General features: G+C 47.8%; 19 protein-coding genes. 3 read left to right on the plus strand and 16 right to left on the minus strand.

Annotated features, from left to right (window positions below; all coding sequences use genetic code 11):
- Positions 1-108: 108 nt before the first annotated feature.
- The 4 genes from HUN05_03040 to HUN05_03055 are packed head-to-tail and all read right to left on the minus strand — an operon-like array spanning position 109 to position 2,406.
- Positions 109-1,320, minus strand: coding sequence for an IS256 family transposase (locus tag HUN05_03040; GenBank protein ID WDP84260.1), 1,212 nt, complete (start codon positions 1,318-1,320; stop codon positions 109-111).
- Positions 1,321-1,359: 39 nt separating this feature from the next.
- The gene (locus HUN05_03045; protein WDP84261.1) at positions 1,360-1,980 is read right to left on the minus strand and encodes a DDE-type integrase/transposase/recombinase; all 621 of its coding nucleotides are present in this window, start codon (positions 1,978-1,980) and stop codon (positions 1,360-1,362) included.
- Complete coding sequence (locus HUN05_03050; GenBank protein WDP84262.1) at positions 1,977-2,129, minus strand: hypothetical protein; 153 nt, start codon at positions 2,127-2,129, stop codon at positions 1,977-1,979. Before HUN05_03050 ends, HUN05_03045 begins: the two co-directional genes overlap by 4 nt.
- A 4-nt stretch (positions 2,130-2,133) precedes the next feature.
- Positions 2,134-2,406: a hypothetical protein gene (locus HUN05_03055; GenBank protein WDP84263.1), complete on the minus strand. Its 273-nt coding sequence runs from the start codon at positions 2,404-2,406 to the stop codon at positions 2,134-2,136.
- Between the two features lie 7 nt (positions 2,407-2,413).
- Here HUN05_03055 and HUN05_03060 point away from each other — a divergent pair, with 7 nt between their 5' ends.
- On the plus strand, positions 2,414-2,938 hold the full coding sequence (locus HUN05_03060; protein WDP84264.1) for a hypothetical protein: 525 nt from the start codon (positions 2,414-2,416) through the stop codon (positions 2,936-2,938).
- Between the two features lie 4 nt (positions 2,939-2,942).
- Here HUN05_03060 and thpR read toward each other — a convergent pair whose 3' ends face one another.
- Together thpR and HUN05_03070 are read right to left on the minus strand one after the other, a co-directional pair.
- Positions 2,943-3,515, minus strand: a complete 573-nt coding sequence (gene thpR, locus HUN05_03065) for an RNA 2',3'-cyclic phosphodiesterase (GenBank protein WDP84265.1) — start codon at positions 3,513-3,515, stop codon at positions 2,943-2,945.
- Between the two features lie 19 nt (positions 3,516-3,534).
- A complete protein-coding gene (locus HUN05_03070) occupies positions 3,535-3,813 on the minus strand; it encodes a thiamine biosynthesis protein ThiS (GenBank protein ID WDP87898.1) in 279 nt (92 codons plus the stop codon).
- Positions 3,814-4,137: 324 nt separating this feature from the next.
- Between HUN05_03070 and HUN05_03075 the strand changes: the two genes are divergently transcribed.
- Together HUN05_03075 and HUN05_03080 are read left to right on the plus strand one after the other, a co-directional pair.
- Positions 4,138-6,261, plus strand: a complete 2,124-nt coding sequence (locus tag HUN05_03075; protein ID WDP84266.1) for a PAS domain S-box protein — start codon at positions 4,138-4,140, stop codon at positions 6,259-6,261.
- Positions 6,258-6,896: a response regulator transcription factor gene (locus HUN05_03080; protein ID WDP84267.1), complete on the plus strand. Its 639-nt coding sequence runs from the start codon at positions 6,258-6,260 to the stop codon at positions 6,894-6,896. Before HUN05_03075 ends, HUN05_03080 begins: the two co-directional genes overlap by 4 nt.
- Here HUN05_03080 and HUN05_03085 read toward each other — a convergent pair.
- The 10 genes from HUN05_03085 to hcp form a co-directional block, all read right to left on the minus strand.
- Entirely contained in the window at positions 6,882-7,370 is a 489-nt protein-coding gene (locus HUN05_03085; protein ID WDP84268.1) for a MarR family transcriptional regulator, read from the minus strand. The genes HUN05_03080 and HUN05_03085 overlap by 15 nt on opposite strands.
- Before the next feature lie 207 nt (positions 7,371-7,577).
- On the minus strand, positions 7,578-9,473 hold the full coding sequence (locus HUN05_03090; protein ID WDP84269.1) for a TRAP transporter fused permease subunit: 1,896 nt from the start codon (positions 9,471-9,473) through the stop codon (positions 7,578-7,580).
- Positions 9,474-9,566: 93 nt separating this feature from the next.
- Positions 9,567-10,532 carry a TAXI family TRAP transporter solute-binding subunit gene (locus HUN05_03095; protein WDP84270.1) on the minus strand — a complete coding sequence of 322 codons (966 nt, stop codon included), beginning with the start codon at positions 10,530-10,532 and terminating at the stop codon, positions 9,567-9,569.
- Between the two features lie 127 nt (positions 10,533-10,659).
- Entirely contained in the window at positions 10,660-11,730 is a 1,071-nt protein-coding gene (locus HUN05_03100) for a patatin-like phospholipase family protein (GenBank protein ID WDP84271.1), read from the minus strand.
- Positions 11,730-12,521 (minus strand): tRNA pseudouridine(38-40) synthase TruA, encoded by a 792-nt coding sequence (locus tag HUN05_03105; GenBank protein ID WDP84272.1) that lies wholly within the window; start codon positions 12,519-12,521, stop codon positions 11,730-11,732. Before HUN05_03105 ends, HUN05_03100 begins: the two co-directional genes overlap by 1 nt.
- 94 nt (positions 12,522-12,615) lie before the next feature.
- Positions 12,616-13,107, minus strand: a complete 492-nt coding sequence (locus HUN05_03110; protein ID WDP84273.1) for a pyridoxamine 5'-phosphate oxidase family protein — start codon at positions 13,105-13,107, stop codon at positions 12,616-12,618.
- A gap of 348 nt (positions 13,108-13,455) precedes the next feature.
- The gene (locus HUN05_03115; GenBank protein ID WDP84274.1) at positions 13,456-14,235 is read right to left on the minus strand and encodes a sulfite reductase; all 780 of its coding nucleotides are present in this window, start codon (positions 14,233-14,235) and stop codon (positions 13,456-13,458) included.
- Entirely contained in the window at positions 14,232-14,972 is a 741-nt protein-coding gene (locus tag HUN05_03120; protein ID WDP84275.1) for a 4Fe-4S binding protein, read from the minus strand. The genes HUN05_03115 and HUN05_03120 overlap by 4 nt, the downstream gene beginning before the upstream one ends.
- A 38-nt stretch (positions 14,973-15,010) precedes the next feature.
- Entirely contained in the window at positions 15,011-15,745 is a 735-nt protein-coding gene (locus HUN05_03125; GenBank protein WDP84276.1) for an HD domain-containing protein, read from the minus strand.
- 87 nt (positions 15,746-15,832) lie between these two features.
- A complete protein-coding gene (gene hcp / locus HUN05_03130; protein WDP84277.1) occupies positions 15,833-17,476 on the minus strand; it encodes a hydroxylamine reductase in 1,644 nt (547 codons plus the stop codon).
- Positions 17,477-17,504: the final 28 nt, after the last annotated feature.

Below are 17,504 nucleotides of genomic sequence, written 5' to 3' on the forward strand. Positions count from 1 at the left end.
TAAAAGCCAGGTCCGAGAATGGGCCTTCAATCTGCCACGTCGGAGGAGTTGGCTTTTGCTGGAGCGGAGTTCCTGGAACCATCTTTTCCATCTGTAAATAAATCCCTATCAAATTCCCAGCTCTTTATCCAGCCGGCCTTCAAAGAAAATTGCCAACTGGGAAATTGTCAGTGACCAGTTTTGAACCGGCATTGTCCATTTCTTACTGGCGTTCTGGATCCCCATGTAAAGCAGCTTTAACAGGCTGTCCTGGTTCGGGAATGATCCCTTTGTTTTGGTCAGTTTTCGAAACTGTCGATGCACAGCCTCAATGGTATTTGTGGTGTATATTATCCGTCGAATCTCTTCTGGATATTTAAAGAAATGACTGAGGGGTTCCCAGTTGTTCCGCCAGGATTTTATCACAATCGGGTATTTGTCATTCCATTTATTTTCCAAGATATCCAGTTCTTCTTCGGCCAGATCCTTATTAACCGCTTTATAAACACGTTTTAGATCTGCCATAAATTCCTTTTTATTTTTGGAACCAACGTATTTCAATGAATTTCGGATCTGGTGGACTACGCAGAGTTGAACTTCTGTGTCCGGGAATATGGTCTCAATGGCCTCGGGAAAACCTTTCAGACCATCAACACAGGCAATCAGGATATCTTTTACCCCTCGGTTTGAAAGGTCTGTTAACACCTGCAGCCAGAAGTTCGCACCCTCATTCTCGGATATGTACAGCCCAAGAACCTCTTTGCGGCCCTCGATATTCACCCCAAGAATTGTGTAAACGGCTTTGCTGCCGACCTTTCCGTTTTCTCGTACTTTATAATGTATGGCATCAAGCCATACGATTGGGTACACATTTTCCAACGGCCTGGCCTGCCATTCTTTAACGGTATGAATAATTTTATCGGTAATAGCGCTAAGGGTGGCATTTGAAATCTCAAGTCCATAGATTTCCTGTAAATGGGCAGCCATGTCATTATAGCTCATGCCCAGGCCGTAAAGGGCTATTATCTTTCTTTCAATTTCATCGCTGAGCGTTGTTTGGTGTTTTTTGACGATTTGTGGAGAGAAGGTTCCGTTCCGATCACGCGGGGTTTTTAGCTCAAATTTACCATCCAGGGACTTAATGGTCTTTCTGCTTTTTCCATTACGGCGGTTGGCAGAAATTTCCTGTCCGAGATGGGACTCCAACTCTCCTTCAAGAGCAGCTTCCGCAAGATTTTTGATTAATGATGTAAGGACGCCGCCCTTACCTGTGAAGGGTTTACCTTCCTGAATACCTTTAAGAGCTTTTTGAAAATCAAATTCGGTGTTGTCTTCGGTCATGTCAGTTCTCCTTATTTAGCTGAGTATATCAGCTTTGATTCAACTGACACAGAATTTTGAACGCCCTCTACTGGCTCCCCGATCTGCATGTAGCCCAAGCTGACCGGGTAATATCTTCTGGTTTTCACAGGACTTTTCAATTAGCTTTTTGGCCAATGCTGTTTGTTCTCTATGGGCGACCATCCAGCCGACAACATACCTGCTGAAAATATCCATGATTACATATAGATAGAAGTAGGTCCATTTTGTGACACTTTTCAACTTGGTAATATCCCAGGACCAAACCTGATTAGGTCCTGTTGCCAGCAATTCAGGTTTTTTATATTTCGGGCGATTTACCTGCCGTCTTCGCTCCGGCACAGAACCATGTTCTTTGTGAAGAAGCCGATACATCGTTCTGATGGAACAATAGTATTGCCCGTTATCAAGAAGAGAAGCATATACCTGATATGGGGCTCGATCTTGATATTTTTCAGAATGTAAAATATCCAAAACCGTTTGTTGTTCATCAGAATTCAAAGAAAGGGGAGATCCGGTCCGACTAACTCCAATATGTTTTTTTGGAGAATGAAATCTGTAAAAAGATGATCGGGGAATACCGAAAGCCTCACATGAAGGCTTTTTTCCAATATCACAACTTAACGTTAGGGCGGCATTCATAAGTCTTCTCCTTTGAGGTCGTCCAGATTCTGCTGGATTCCCAGGATCTGAGAAATTTTTTTTTGAGCTTCAATGATGAGTTCCGCCTGCTTTAGCTTGTGCTCTAATTTGAATTTCTCTTTTTGAAGTCTGGCGACCTCTATGGCCAATGGGTTAAATTTGATGAATAAAGGCCTTCTCTTCGAAGAATCTTGCCGATCCCTCCGATTTCGGTACAATTTTCAATCTCTTGGAGAATACGCAGTTTATAAGAAGCAACGAATCTACGCCGGGGTTTTTTTCAGGTACTTCAGGATCAGGGATTGAATCCTGGCTCCCCAAGGAGGCCCCAATTCCAGTCGCCCTATGGGCTCCTTCCATTGGTGCCTCCTTGGGGGCTGCCTGTTTTTCGGACTCTGGTAGTGGGTTCATTTTTATCGGTTTCATATAAGTATTGCCTTACCCGCCCTACACTAATTTATCAAGGGGTAAGTGTCTCACTCACATTGTCACAGAGGGCAGGGCAAAACAAAAAAAAGCAATACTCCACAAAGAGTTTAAAAGGCAAAAAGACAAACTTGAAAAGGATAAACTAAAAAATATATTTAACCTTATTACCATTTTTGAAAAAAGAGTGACAAATTCAGTTGCCTCATTAAAAGGGTTGAACAAAACCAAAAAGGAATACGACAACAGCGCTGCCAGACTGGAGGCTCAGATTCAGGCATTAACACCCAAAGTTGATTCAAAGGTTCTATCACTGGAACAACACTGGTTTGCCTGTCTTGACTGGGCCATGAATCAACCCCGTTCCGCTCAAATTGAAATTACAGGCAAGGCATTTCAATGCGCCTGGCTTGGAGGCGTTTTCTCAGGCATTGCCCTGGATAAAGACCACTTCTCTATCCGTGTCAAAGAAACCAGATCAGACCAAGCTCCCCCTAGAATGGAATTTGTTCAAAAGGGACCGTCTTCCTGATCTGTCAACGGTTTTGGGTTGAAAACAAAGGGGTGTGAACAGCGCCCGAGCGCGTAAGCCGGCTGTTGTACAGATCAATTGTCTGGACTGAAAACCGGGGTGAAAAAAAGGGGATGTCCTGGGAGAGGATCTCTTTGACCAGTCCAGGATGTACAGGCGCTTTGATCCGGGCCAGGGTCACATGGGGAACAAATTTTTCTCTCCCGGTTGTCACCCCCTGTTTATCGAGTTCCGCAGTCAAAGAATGATACAAGGGCTCCAGGACTTTGGAATCATCTTCAATCCCTGCCCAGAGCACCTTGGGTCTGGCCAGGCGTGGAAACGCACCCAGCCTGCCAAGGGCCAGTTCAAAGGGAAGCTGTTCTTTGACGGCAGTGTTCATGGCCCTTTTTATGAAAGGAATCTTCTTTTGAGACACATCCCCTAAAAATTTTAAGGTCAGATGGAAATTTTCAGGCGGTGCCCAGTTTGCTATAAACTTTTTGGATTTTAAATGGGATTGAATTGTCACAAGTTCTTGTTTAAAACCTTTGGGCAGGGAAACAGCAATAAAACAACAAAGCCCAGGCCAGCCCATTCTATGAGACTGGCCCATTTTAGTTGTTTTTAAACCCGAGCAGCACCCGATACGGTCCGGGTGTACCGTGGGGGACAAAGGCAACCCGGTGATTGTCTTTGAGTTGGGTCGAAAGTTTTTTGACCCTTCCGTTGATAAAGACCACTTCCACATCCTCCGCCTTGAGCTGCATTTGGAAAATCAAATCCCTGGCTGATGTGCCCGGGGCCACATCCATTTTAAGATTGGAAAATCCAAGCCCCCTGGCTTTGAGTTTTTTTTGTAAAAATGAAAAAGCATTAAAGGTAATATTTGGCATCATTTCACCTGATATAATTTTAGGGGCGATCCATCCGCCAGCAGTTTACCAAAATAAAAACAAATTCTCAAACCACTAATTCCGGATTGCAAAAACCTGTGGCCAAATTTTCTATTGGCTATATTTGACGATATTCCGACTGGTTGAGCCCTTCGGCAGCCCGATTGCCTCCCAAGGCAGAAATCTCCAGGAAATAGCCCCCTAAGGAGTTCATCCTTTCCGGCGAAAAGCAGACAAAGGACACAAAAAACTAGGTCGCTTGAGGGTGAATCAGGCATTACTTAAATCCATTGAAAAAATAAGGGGTTGGTCTATACTGTACATATGCGCCTTAGACTCATCATTTTAATATTGGCTGTATTTGCTTTTTTGTCCGCATCAACAGGGGGGTGGCTCTATTATTTTTCCTATCGGGAGGCGGCCTTCCAAAAGACTGAAACCAGTGCCCTTTCAAGGTTAAACCTTTTAACCCGGCAGTTTTCCACCCATTTGTCCGAGCATATCAAGCCGGTAAAGACCTTGTCAGGAATCCGGGAAATGATAAGGGTTCTTGAAGATACAGATCTTGAAACCATTTACCAGGCCAACCGCTTCCTGGACCATTTCACCCAATCCATGGCATTGGATGTCAGTTACCTCATGGATAAACGAGGGATCACCCTCTGCTCTTCCAACAGAAATGATGCAGATTCTTTTGTGGGCAATGATTTTTCATTTCGACCTTACTATAAAAAAGCCATTCAGGGCGAGCCTGCCACCTCTTTGGCACTGGGCACCACATCGAGCAAACGGGGAGTATATTTCAGTCATCCAATTTACCGCAGACACAGCAAAGAAATATTAGGGGTGGCCGTGATAAAATCCTCTGTGGAATTCTTAGAATCCGCTTTGGTTTCAAAATCAAAAGAGATACTATTGTTCGTTGACCCCAAAGGGATCATTTTCATGACCAACCAACCTGAATTCAGATTTAAACTGCTCTGGCCCCTTGATGAAGAGACCCTCAACTCCATTGCCGACTCAAGGCAGTTTGGCAACGGCCCCTGGAAATGGTCTGGTTTCAGAAAAGAAAAAAACCACCAGGTATTTGACCCCAAAAAAATTCAATATGTATTTGCCAGCCTGCCTGTTTCAAATTATCCGGGGTGGAACATCATTTCCCTAAGAAAACAAAAGGACATCCAAAAACAAGTGACCCAGCCGTTTATAAAAATTATCGGCCCCATCGTGATTTTTATTTCCATCCTGGCAGGTGTTCTGGTCTTTGCACTCTACCAGATGGCAGCCAAAGAATTGTCCCAGCGCAAACAGGCCGAAAAACAATTAAAAATTTCTGAAAAAAGATACCGCAGAATTTATCATAAAACCCCTGTGATGCTTCACTCCATAGATACCCAGGGAAGAATCATTCATGTCTCCGACCATTGGGTTGAGCAGATGGGATTTAAAAGAGACGAAGTCATTGGCAAACCGTTAACCCGCTTTTTTTCAAAGGCGTCTAAACAATATGCACTTGAAACCGTATTCCCCAAATTCTTCAGCACAAGGTTTTGCAAGGATATTCCCTATACCTATAAAAAAAAGAACGGGGAAAAAATGGAGACCCTCTTATCCTGTTACGGGGTTAAAGATGGAAATGGAAAAATCATCCGCTCCCTGGCGGTAAGTGTTGATGTTACAGAAAAAAACCGGGTTCAAAAAGACCTTGAAAAGGCAAAGGAAAAATTATCCTCCTACTCCCAGGATCTTGAAGGCCAGGTCAGGAGGCGTACGGCCCAGCTGGAATCAACCCAGGCCAGCCTTAAAAAACTATCCAAAAACATCATTGCCTCCCAGGAAAGGGAAAAGGAGCTTGTGGCAAGGGAGCTTCACGATCATCTTGGTCAGGTGCTGACCGCCCTTCGCATTGATGCGGTATGGGCTGAAAAACAATTGGCCCAGGTGAATGAAGAGGCCGAACAAAGGGCCCAGAAAATGAGCAGCCTGATTGAAAATACCATCCAGGATGTAAGAGATATGGCCTATCGGTTAAGGCCCAGGGTCCTTGACGATCTGGGATTGAGCGACGCCCTGGAATCCTTGGTTTCTGATTTTGAAAAACGGTCCAATGTATCCTGTGTCTTCCGCCATGATGAACTTCCGAAAATTGACAAAACCCTGGCAACTGCTCTATACAGAATAGGCCAGGAAGCTGTGACCAATTCACTTCGTCATTCCAAGGCCACCACCATTCTGGTCGAATTGAGAACAGATGCTGAAGGCATTGTCTTGACCATCCAGGATAACGGGTGCGGATTTAGACCTGATACAAACAGAACCCGCCAGGGATTCGGCCTTGAAAGCATGAGGGAACGGGCCAATCTTTCCGGCGGAAAACTCACCATTGATTCATTCCCGGGCAAAGGGACCTTTGTTACATGTAAAGTAAAGGCGAAAGGAGTATCATGATCAAGGTATTGCTTGCAGACGACCATAGTATTGTCAGAGAGGGACTGCGAAAGGTACTTGAAGACGATAATGAAATCAGGGTGATCGCAGAAGCACCGGACGGAGAAACCGCATTTGACAAGGCCATGTCCCAGCACCCGGATGTGGCGGTAATTGACATCTCCATGCCGGGCATGGACGGACTTGAGGTGGTCACCCGAATGGCAGCCTATTGCCCGGAAATCCCGGTGCTGATCCTGACCATGCACGAAGAAGAGCAATATGTCATCCGGGCCATTGAATCCGGGGCCATGGGATATGTGACCAAGCAGTCCGCCCCCGAGCAATTGGTTGCTGCGGTTAAAAAAATAAATGCCGGCGGCCGGTATTTAACGGAAAAGGCCAGCGAAGCCTTGGCGCTTCGGCTGATCCGGGGAAACAAAGATAAAAGCCTGACAGAGTCGTTGTCCATGAGGGAGTTGCAGGTATTGAGAATGCTTGCCACAGGCAGCACCAACCGTGAAATTGCAACGGCTTATAATATCTCTGTTAAAACCGTAGACACCTATAGATCAAGGCTGCTTAAGAAACTGAATTTAAGAAATAATTCAGACTTATCCAGGTATGCCATTCAAAATAAACTAGTGGAGTTCTGATTCAGACTTATTTTCCCGGCCGGGATGGTTTAAGCGTTCAAAATTGGCAAAAATCTTATTCAGGGTGGCCCGGCAGAGTTCCATTTCTTCAAAAGAGATCTCCTGCTCCGCTTCCTTGAGCATTTCTTCCACCAAGTCGATAAGATCTTTTTTAAACGCCTTGGCCTTGTGGGTGAGATAGATCAATTTGCTGCGTTTGTCCCTGCGGTCGGGCACCCGCAATACAATATTTTTTTTTTCAAGAACGTTCAAAAGCCGGGTAATGGCAGCCTTATCTTTAACAGCAATCCTGGCCAGAGCCTGCTGGGTCTGACCATCTTTTCTGTAAAGATGAATGAGGATACTCCATTGTTCATAACTGATGTCAAATCCGGCATCCTGAAATTTTTTGGTCAGCCGTTTGATGATTGCCCGAGATGTCCGGCCCACAAGGTAACCAATGGATGAATCAATAACCCGATTATAATTGTCCATATCTTATTTGTATTCTCTGTTTTTATATCAGATCTAAGGCGTTTTATTTAGGACACTATGGACCAAAACGCATCTTAGGGCAACCCAAAATCCCTGGGCGGTTGAATTTACAGGCCTGATTTGAAGGAATCGCAAAAAAAACCTGCCGCCGGCTAAACCGCCGGGGCAGGCTAATTTACATCAGGACTGACAGACCCGGATAAAATATCAGGATGCGGCCTTATTTCCGAAAATCTTTTTCAGATAGTTGACCCAGATCCCGCTCAAAAACCATGAATAGGCCCAGGTGGCAAAAAAGATGGCCACAAATGCCTTTATAATATCCATGGAACTGCCGTCAAGGGAGAATCCCGGGACATATCCGAAAAGAAGGGGGCCCAGGTATAAAAATTTAGCAAATTTAAACGAGGTAAATGCCGTCTTCCACATATTGGCCTTGGCAATGGTCGCGCCTGCAAATGCGGCAATACATACCGGCGGTGTGATATTGGAATCCTGGGACAGCCAGTATACGATCATATGGGCGGCAATTTCATTGACCCCCAGATGGGTGAGGGCAGGTACTGCCACAACCGCAGTAATCAAATAGGCTGCTGTCACAGGGACCCCCATGCCAAGCACCAGGGAGGCAAGGGCCACCAGCATAATGGTCAGCAAAAGAGAGCCCCCGGCAAGTTCTATCATGATATCGGCAAAGGTCAGCACCAAACCGGAAAAGGTAAGCACACCGATAATAATCCCGATAACCCCGACGGTTGCGCCGATTTTCAGGCTGTTTTCCGTGCCGGAACGCGCGGCATTTAAAAAATGAGTCAACCCGGGTCTGATCCACGCAGGATGTTTAACATACATGATGATTGATGCCAGAACACCGATGACAAGCCCGACCCACTGGGGTATTCCTCCATCATTACCCCCGATGGCAATATTGACCATAGAGATAAAAAATACCGATGTCACAATAAACGCCATGGTCAGATCCATGGGGGTCTCTCTTCTGACCCATGAGATATACACACAGGTGACCAGGCCGATGATGGCAGAATATCCCGGAGAATAACCGGTGAGCATGAGTATGGTGATGGCAATGAGGGGAATGGTATAAAACCATTCATTTTTAAAAATATATCCGGCTGAATGCTTGGATTTTTCACCCACAATATTATCTTTTTTGGCTTCGTAATGAACCATGCAGAAGACTGAGAAAAAATACATCAGGGCCGGGAAAATGGCCACCAGCATGATCTTGGAATAGGGGACGCCTGTGAGCTCTGCCATGATGAACCCGCCGGCCCCCATGATGGGCGGCATAAACATCCCGCCGATGGAGGCTGCCGGTTCCACCCCGCCGGCCACATGGGGCTTGAACCCGGCTTTTTTCATCATGGGAATGGTGAACATCCCCGTGGAAACTGTATTGGCAATGGCTGACCCTGAGATGGATCCAAAAAGCCCGGAGGCAATCACAGAGACCTTGGCAGGGCCGCCGATCTTGTGGCCTACCGCTGCCAGGGGCCAGTCAATAAAAAATTTCTGAGCCCCGCATTTTTCCAAAAATGCCCCGAACAGGACAAAGAGAATCACATAGTTGGCAAGTACATTGGCCATGATGCCGAATACCCCGTCACTCTTGTAAAATATGGAAATGCACAGCTCGGTAAAAGGGGCGCCTGCGTGGGAGACCAGATCCGGGGCCAGGTATCCATAGACCCCGTATAACAGCATCAGGGTGCCGAGGATTACAAAGACACTGCCCACCACCCGTCTTGCCAGCTCAATGCCGATCAGCACCCCGATGACGGCAAAGACCATGTCGATATGGGTTTCAGCACCGGTCCTGTAATTGATGACCTCAAACATGAAAATCCAGTAGCCAATGGAGACAAGGGATAGGACAATCAGGATATAATCAAGTATTCTCCCGATTGTGGATTGGGATTTGTACAAAAGAAAGACAAGTAAATAGGTGATAATAACATATACCCCCCTGTGATACTGGGTGGCCATGGGTTGAACCACAGCGGCCCAGGAGTAAAAAACGACCAGGATTACCGAGCAGGCATCAAATATGATCTGCTCGAATCGATTGAGTTTTTCGTACACGGTTTGCCTTCCTATCTTGGTTAAACGATTTGGGAAAAATATTAGACAGGCCAGGAATCATTCCTGACCTGTCTTGGGCCAGCCAGGGGAGAATTATAATACCCCTTTATCTTTCCAGAATTTCTCAGCACCCGGATGAAAGGGCGTCACAATACCGTCTGCCCCTGTTTTAACATCCATGTGTTTAAAGGTTTTTTTCTGGGCCTTCATATGGGCCAGGCCTTCATCGGAATAGATCAAAGAGAGCATTTTATAAACCGTGTCTGCAGAGACCTTGGCATTGGCCACCCAGAGGGCAGAGTCCTGGAAGGAAGGAGAATCGTAGTCTACGCCCTTGTAAGTATTGGTAGGCACAGCGAGTTTGGCAAAATAGGGATATTTTTCATAAAATCCTGAGGCCTTTGCATCTGCATCCAGGTTGACCAGGGCGATCTCATTGGTCTGGGCAGCCATGATAACGGCGCCGGAAGGAAAGGCTGTGAACAGCCAGAAGGCATCAAGCTGTTTGTTGCCGAAGGCCTGGGCTGCATCGTTGTAGCCCATGGCGTTTCTTTCAATCTTATCCCAAACCCCCATGTGGCTGAAAAAAAGTTCGCAGTTGGCAAAGGCGCCGGAACCTGCGTTGCCCACACCCACTTTTTTGCCCACCAGATCTTTTACGCTGTTAATGCCGGAGCCTTTGCGGGTGACCAGCTGTCCGGGTGCGCCGTAAAGCCATGCCACGGCCAGGACATCTTCATATTTTTTGGTATCATTTTTCATCATCCCGTTGCGCCCAAGATAAACATGACCTGAATAGACAACACTCATCTGCTGGCGACCTAAATTGGTCTTTCTCAAATTTTCAACGGAACCTGCCGAAGACTGGGCCTGGACCTTGAACTCTTTAACTGCCTTCATGGGTTTAAATACCTGGATCCCGTTGGCAACCACCTGAAAGGTGCCGCCGGCAGGGCCGCCGCCGAAAACAACCCTTTCCATTTTTGCAAATGCAGACTGGGTAAATGCCATTGAAAGAACTGCGATACACCCGATGATAAATAATTGCTTACCTTTCATACGATCCTCCTGTTTTGGTGTTTAACGTAAACTGGCCATTTATACCGGATACCAGGGTAGCAATATGAAAGTCACGGATCAATGGGAGGTTTTCTGATTCTTGTGTAGGTAATTTTCTTACAAAGGGTTAAAAGGGCTGAACCATATTCCCTATCCTCCCCGTTTCAACGGCCCCAAGAAACTCGGATCCCAGTGCCAGGCTTTTTTGGGCGACTTCCTGCCAGACTCTGGTGCGCAGCTCATCCTTCCCGTGGAAGCGGTTAAAATCCTTGCGGTCCGGAATTCTGGCAAAGGGCAGTCCTGCCACAAACTCAGGAGAAGGGGCCACAAGGATGGTCCGGTCCATAATATCGCCCTGGGCCCTGCGGTTGGGCAATGTCTTGTCAAACCAGCCCGGAATAATCTCAGGATAAAAATGGGGGTAGAGGATAAAGCCCTGTCTCTCCTTTAAAAGGGGAAATATTGGATGATAATCCAGAACGCCCCCGTCTCTGTAGGTACCCTTTTTTGCACCGGGGATATCTTTGATTCCATCCATGATAACGGGAATGGACCCGCTGGCCAGAAGCGCCTGTTTAAAATTCTGTGAACTTAACCCTACCCTGTTTAGGGAAAGGCCGGTAAAATCCATGGGCCAGTCAAGGGCGCCGGGCACATGGAAAAGGGTACGCTCAAAAAACAGAGACTGGGTATTTCTCGACAACAGATTCATGAGAAAGGCCGCGAGCATGGATGCCAGGAGCACACCCTTGTTTTCCAAGGCCATGGGGCCTTTGCACTGAACGGCTGAAAACCCTAAATGTAAAAACGGGTTGGCAAGAATTTCACCTATTTTTTCTTTTCCAAGAAATTGATCAAAAATCTTGAGAGATTCTTCGGTAATTTTTTCAGAGGTCACCCTGCCCTCATATTTCTGGCCGATATAGGCCTGTTTTAGACGGTCAAAGGCAGGGCCCGGATCTTTTTGAACTCCGGCAGCAAGTTTCCAGGCACCGATGGAGGTGCCGAACAGATAAATATCATGGGAGATAGGGTTCAGCCACTGGGAAAAAATCGCCCGGTCCAGGCCGTATATGGCCAGCCATTTGGCCGCACCTGAGGCTCCGAAAACGCCCAGAATATCTTCAGGAACGAGCCCCTTTTCCATGATATGGGTCCTTGCCGCTCTTCCGGCCCGTATGATAAGGGGGTTGGCCATCAATAGTCCCGGATCCTGTCCATATGATCAAATGCCACCTGGCCAAGCATGAGTCCTGAGGCCGGGGCAATGGTTTCAAGGGGGTAGGCGTTGCCCCCTGTCAGCGAGTCTTGAATTTGCCCAAGGGAAACGCTTCCCTTTCCCAGAGCGATGAGCTGTCCCATGATCAAACGGATCTGGTGGCGTAAAAACCCTTTAGACCGGACCCTGTACACCCAGGTCTGGTCAGGAAAAAAGCTGGCTGAAAACTCTGTGTTTCGCTCAATTTGGCTCACCAGAAGTTCACGTTTAAACCGGGTCCCAGGCCCGGGCTTTGTACAATATTGGACAAAATTATGAACCCCTTGGAACAGTCTTGCCCCTTTTTGCATCAAAGGGATATCCAAATCCGCCATAACGCCTGCCATGAACGGGGCGCAAAAGGGATGAATTTTTTCACCAAATGAAAAAAAATAAAGATACTCCTTTGTTTTCGGACTGTTGATAATATTGAACTTGGGCCCGACCTCTTCCACCTTAAGGGCCCGGATATCAGGGGGGAAATTCTGATTTATTTTTTTAAAAAACAGCGTCTGGTCAATGGGAGAGTCAATAAACAGTTCAAACACGGAATGAGCGGCCGAGACCATGGCATCGGTCCGGCTGGTGCCCAGAATTTTAAAATCCAAGGGGTCCAGAACATATTCAAGGGTTTTGGCAACCATGGATTCAACGGTTTTGACCCCGGGCTGCCGCTGCCACCCGTGGAACCGGAACCCCAGATACTGGATATGGATAAGATAGTACTTCATTTTATAATTTAGTTATCAGGAAGGCGTCAGGAATGGCAAGCGCTTTTGTACCCTCCATATCAAAAGACCTTTAACGCCTGTAGGGATCCGGGTCCTATTTCCACAGGGACCGGGTCATGGCCCCGGCCGTCACCAGCCTGACATCGTCAAAATAAATATCTCTGACCCGGGTCATATCTTTCCATAAAATATCGTATCCCCGGCTGCCTTTGGCCCGCCTGATCTTTTTTTGCCAGATAAAAAGTTCTGACTCAGTTGCCGGCCTGAGTTCTCCCACCCGGCCGTATAGGCGCAGGCCCGGAGGCGAATGAAATACCCCTTTTCTCAAGGCCCTGAACCAATAAAAAAATCCTGTATTAACCGTCATCACGGCCACCCGGTCCGAGGTTTGAAAATTTTTGGGCATCTTTTCAGGAAACCGCTCAAAGAAAAACCCTTGGCACGCCTCCGCCAGAATCAGGGAACCAATGGGAGTGATATGGGGATTGCCCGCCTTGTCCACCGTGGCAAAGGCACAATAACTGGATTTTTTAATATTGTTTTGAAATTCCTCCCTGATCTCCTGCCAATGATCTTTGATATTCATTAGGACCTCCTTGAACCGGATTATAAATAACCACTATCCTTTAAATCTTATTTTTTCTGTATTTTTAGAAAAAAATTACCCTTAAGTCAAGAAAAAAATCAATTTGTAATGGGCAAAAAAAAGAGATCACCCCAGGGTCGCCACCATCAAAAAAAATTTCAATTGCCAAAAGGCGCAGGCCCGAAGGGGTAGGCTCCGAGAGTAACGCCCTGATAGATAGGAAATAGCGCCTTTAATAGTCTTTAGCGTCTCCTGGGGATTAACAAGAAAGGATCTTAAAAAAAAACCGGGGGGCAACCGCCGACATATTTCACGAATCGGTTCTGCTTTAGCTGCAAGGCCCCAGGGTCAAAGAATTTGGGAAAGGGACTCAAGAACATGGGAAAATCGTTGACCTTCCCTGGAGTGGGATTTATAAAAATCAAGAGCGGATTGAACAAGGTCAAGCACCTCATCCTGGGACAAAATCCCCGGCACTTCCATGCCCAGGCGGGGATGGCGGCCAAGCCGTCCTCCGAGAAGCACCCGGAATCCGTTTTTTGCCTCTTCCAGGGTGGCCGTAGGGCAGAGGCCAATACATTTGCCGCATGCCAGGCAGGCCTGGGCGTCAATTTCAGGCCCTGAATCACAGAGGACAATGGCCTTTTCAGGACAGGCAGTTTCACACTCCCGGCAAAATGAACAGGGCTGGTCACTGATCCCAGGCAGGCTTGCACCAATAATGCCGATATCCGAAATCTGGGGGCGGGAACAGGCATTGGGGCAGTCGGAAATACAGACTCGAAACTCGTGGTGAAATTTAAGGTCGCCTTTAACCCGGGACTTTAAAAACCCGAGGATATCCGCCTCTTCCATGAGATTCTGGATCTTTTTCAGCAGCAGGCCCGATGGGGCCACAGCGTTGGGGCAGTCCTGGGTACCGAAGCAGGCAAAGACATCATATCCTTTGATCTCCTTTTCCATGCCCCCCTTTGAGAGAAACTTTTTTTTCAGGGCAAGGAGATCCGCGAGAACGACCCGCTCCCTTCCCCTGTCCTCTACAAAGGTTTCAACTCTTTTTTTCACCTTTTTCCGGACAAAGAAAGGGACGGTTTTAATGGCCGTTTGGGCATCCTGCTCCCAGATCACGAGAGAATCTCTCCCCTGGCTGAGACCACCACCTCTTCGAAGGGGATATCCATGGCCGATTTTTCCAGGGCCTTTTTAATGATTCCGGCTATGCCGGAACAGCAGGGGACTTCCATGACCACCGCAGTAATGCTCTTGATGCCGGACTGGGCAAAAATCTGGGCCAGCTTGTCAACATAGGCCTGGGCATCGTCAAACTTGGGGCAGCCGATCATCACGGCCTTTCCCGTAAGGAAATCCGCATGAAAACGAGGATAGGCCACAGGCACACAGTCTGCTGCGATCAAAAGATCTGCATTTTTTAAAAACGGCGCCCCTGCAGGGACCAGGTGAATCTGAACCGGCCAGTGCCCAAGGGCGGAAGGCCCTCCGGGGGCAACCGTCCGCGCTTTTGAGGCACACTTGCACTCATGGCCTGCAGGCTCGGCTGTGGGAAATACTTTCAAGGCCGCAGAAGGGCAGCCTGAATGGGGCGCTTCTGCTTGCTTTTTCTGCTGTTTGAGCAGTTCTTCCACAGCCTCTTCGTCAAACTCATCAGCTTCTCTTTCCACGATGGTAAGGGCATCCTGGGGACAATCCCCTATACAGGCCCCAAGACCGTCGCAGTATTTATCAGCCACCACCCGGGCTTTGCCCTCAATGATCTGAATCGCCCCTTCGGCACAGGACAGCACACAATTACCGCAGCCGTCGCATTTTTCATCGTCAATTTCAATTATTTTTCGCACAACTTTCATTTTATATCTCCCCAGGGAAATCCCTGTTAATTACGATTTTAATCTTCCTGGATCAAAACTTCTTTGGCTAGAACACGGCCGGAATCCGTTAAAAATAAACGATCTATTTTAGCTGAAAACTCTTTTGAATCAACGTTTTGATGCTTGCCGCACTCGACCATATTGGTCAGCATGTCTGCATCATAAACCACCTTGAAATTCATGGTTTCATTCTCCAGAGGATGATGGTGGCGGCCGATGATATCGCAGACTTCACTGACCAGACCTTGTTTGGCCCCCAGTTTTTCCATGATCCTTTTTGCCACTGGCGGCCCCTCTTCTTCCTGGTGTTTGGCAGCTGAGGAGTTGTATTTTTCCTCGGCATTTTTAATGCCGATGTCATGGAGATAAGCCGCACAAAGGACCACAGCCAGGTTGGCCTTTTTAATTTTTCCAATCTTTTCCGCATGCCGGGCCACCTTGACGGCATGGCCGATGCGTTTAAAATCCTTGCCAAAGTACCGTTTCATCTCAACGGCCACCCGGTCCTTGAGCAAGTCTTCCTGCTGGCCCACAAACTCTTCGGGAAGGCTGCCCAGGCATTGTTCGGCAAACTGGCAATAGGAGGCGCACCCGAAATCCATTCGGGGATTGACGATCTTTTTTTTGCAATTGGGGCAGCGTCGGGTGGCATCGTCCTTGAAAAACTCCATGGAATGGCCGCATTCAGGGCAATTGGTTTCAAAAATAGCATCTGGATTCCAGTATTGGGTATCTTGTCCCGGACATTTCATGGGGCCTCCTTTTCCATGTCCGGCCAGAGGGCCGGGCATTCATACGTTTGGTAAGCCGGGCAGGCCGAGCCTGCCCGGCAGTTTAACTTATTTGCCTGCCATGATGGCAGCCACATCTGAATCCGCGTCTGTAATGGGTTTGATATCAAAATTTTCCACCAACACATTCAAGACCGCAGGAGATACAAAGGCGGGAAGAGTGGGTCCAAGACGGATCCCTTTCACACCCAGAGAAAGCAGGGCCAGAAGTACGGCAACCGCTTTCTGCTCATACCATCCAATGTCAAAGGACAGGGGCAGTTCATTAATATCTTCCAGACCGAATACCTCTTTGAGTTTTAAGGCAATCACGGCCAGAGAGTAGCAGTCGTTGCATTGGCCCGCATCCAGGACCCTGGGAATCCCGCCGATGTCCCCGAGATTAAGCTTATTGTACCGGTACTTGGCGCAGCCGGCAGTCAGGATGATGGCATCCTGGGGCAATTTTTCAGCCACTTCCGTGAAATATTCGCGGCTCTTATGGCGGCCGTCACAGCCGGCCATGACCACAAACCGCTTGATGGCGCCGGATTTTACCGCATCCACCACCTTGTCGGCCAGGGCAAGGACCTGGTTATGGGCAAATCCGCCCACAATCTTACCGGTCTCAATTTCAACCGGCGCTGCACAGGTTTTGGCCTGCGCCACGATCTCTGAAAAATCTTTTGCTCCCCCGTCTGCCCGGTCCGCAATATGGGTGGCCCCCGTGTAAGAAGGCACCCCTGTGGTATAAAGGCGATCCAGGTAGGTGTTTTTCTTTTTTAAAGGCACGATGCAGTTGGTGGTCATGAGGATGGGGCCGTTAAAAGACTCAAATTCCTCATTCTGATGCCACCAGGATCCACCGTAATTACCCTTAAGATGGTCGTATTTCTTAAAGGCCGGATAATAGTTGGCCGGGAGCATTTCCCCGTGGGTGTATACATCCACGCCCGCACCTTCAGTTTGTTTGAGCAGCTCTTCCATATCCTTAAGATCATGGCCTGAAATTAATATTCCAGGATTTTTATCCACGCCGATATTGACTTCGGTAATTTCCGGATGCCCGTAGGCGCTGGTATTTGCCTCATCCAGGGCTGCCATGGTGGTGACGGTGACTTCCCCGCATTTTAATACCATGCCGACCATCTCATCCACGCTCAGCTCTTTTGTGGTGGAGGCCAGACCTTCATAGAGAAAAGTCCAGATCTCTTCTTTTTTTACACCCAGGACCGCGGCATGATCGGCATAGGCTGACATTCCCTTAAGACCCAGGATCAACAGTTCCCGCAGGGATCTCACATCCTCATTGTCCGAGGCAAGGACCCCTACGGTCTCAGCCTTGGCCTGGAAGGTTGCAACATCATTGGAAAACCAGGTGGCGCTGTCGTGAAGGTCTGATCCGATCTTATCGCCGGCAGCCTGGGCCAACTCTTTTTTCACAGCCTGGGCCCGGTTGATCCACTGCACCAGGTTTTCATCGTTGAAATTGGCATTGGTAATGGTGGTGAACAACCCCTGGGCAATAAATTCAGCCGCAGAATTGGGCACATCGACCCCGGCAGCCTTGGAGGCTTGAGCAATTACGGCAATTCCCTTGAGGTTAAAAATCAGAAGATCCTGAAGGTTTGCTGTTGTATTTTCTTTTCCGCACATCCCCTTGATGGTGCATCCGGTATTTTTCTGTGCTTCCTGACATTGAAAACAAAACATCTGGCATTCTCCTTATATTATAGTGATA

Origin of the sequence: Desulfobacter sp., from assembly GCA_028768545.1 — a bacterium.
GTDB lineage: Bacteria > Desulfobacterota > Desulfobacteria > Desulfobacterales > Desulfobacteraceae > Desulfobacter.

Excerpts from the sequence above, each read along its gene's own strand:
- HUN05_03040 (WDP84260.1), bottom strand. The coding sequence starts at position 1,320 with ATGACCGAAGACAACACCGAATTTGATTTTCAAAAAGCTCTTAAAGGT.
- HUN05_03125 (WDP84276.1), bottom strand. The coding sequence starts at position 15,745 with ATGAAATGTCCGGGACAAGATACCCAATACTGGAATCCAGATGCTATT.
- HUN05_03070 (WDP87898.1), bottom strand. The coding sequence starts at position 3,813 with ATGCCAAATATTACCTTTAATGCTTTTTCATTTTTACAAAAAAAACTC.
- HUN05_03105 (WDP84272.1), bottom strand. The coding sequence starts at position 12,521 with ATGAAGTACTATCTTATCCATATCCAGTATCTGGGGTTCCGGTTCCAC.
- hcp (WDP84277.1), bottom strand. The coding sequence starts at position 17,476 with ATGTTTTGTTTTCAATGTCAGGAAGCACAGAAAAATACCGGATGCACC.
- HUN05_03085 (WDP84268.1), bottom strand. The coding sequence starts at position 7,370 with ATGGACAATTATAATCGGGTTATTGATTCATCCATTGGTTACCTTGTG.
- HUN05_03100 (WDP84271.1), bottom strand. The coding sequence starts at position 11,730 with ATGGCCAACCCCCTTATCATACGGGCCGGAAGAGCGGCAAGGACCCAT.
- HUN05_03045 (WDP84261.1), bottom strand. The coding sequence starts at position 1,980 with ATGAATGCCGCCCTAACGTTAAGTTGTGATATTGGAAAAAAGCCTTCA.
- HUN05_03120 (WDP84275.1), bottom strand. The coding sequence starts at position 14,972 with ATGAAAGTTGTGCGAAAAATAATTGAAATTGACGATGAAAAATGCGAC.
- HUN05_03075 (WDP84266.1), top strand. The coding sequence starts at position 4,138 with ATGCGCCTTAGACTCATCATTTTAATATTGGCTGTATTTGCTTTTTTG.
- thpR (WDP84265.1), bottom strand. The coding sequence starts at position 3,515 with ATGGGCTGGCCTGGGCTTTGTTGTTTTATTGCTGTTTCCCTGCCCAAA.
- HUN05_03095 (WDP84270.1), bottom strand. The coding sequence starts at position 10,532 with ATGAAAGGTAAGCAATTATTTATCATCGGGTGTATCGCAGTTCTTTCA.
- HUN05_03055 (WDP84263.1), bottom strand. The coding sequence starts at position 2,406 with ATGAAACCGATAAAAATGAACCCACTACCAGAGTCCGAAAAACAGGCA.
- HUN05_03080 (WDP84267.1), top strand. The coding sequence starts at position 6,258 with ATGATCAAGGTATTGCTTGCAGACGACCATAGTATTGTCAGAGAGGGA.
- HUN05_03110 (WDP84273.1), bottom strand. The coding sequence starts at position 13,107 with ATGAATATCAAAGATCATTGGCAGGAGATCAGGGAGGAATTTCAAAAC.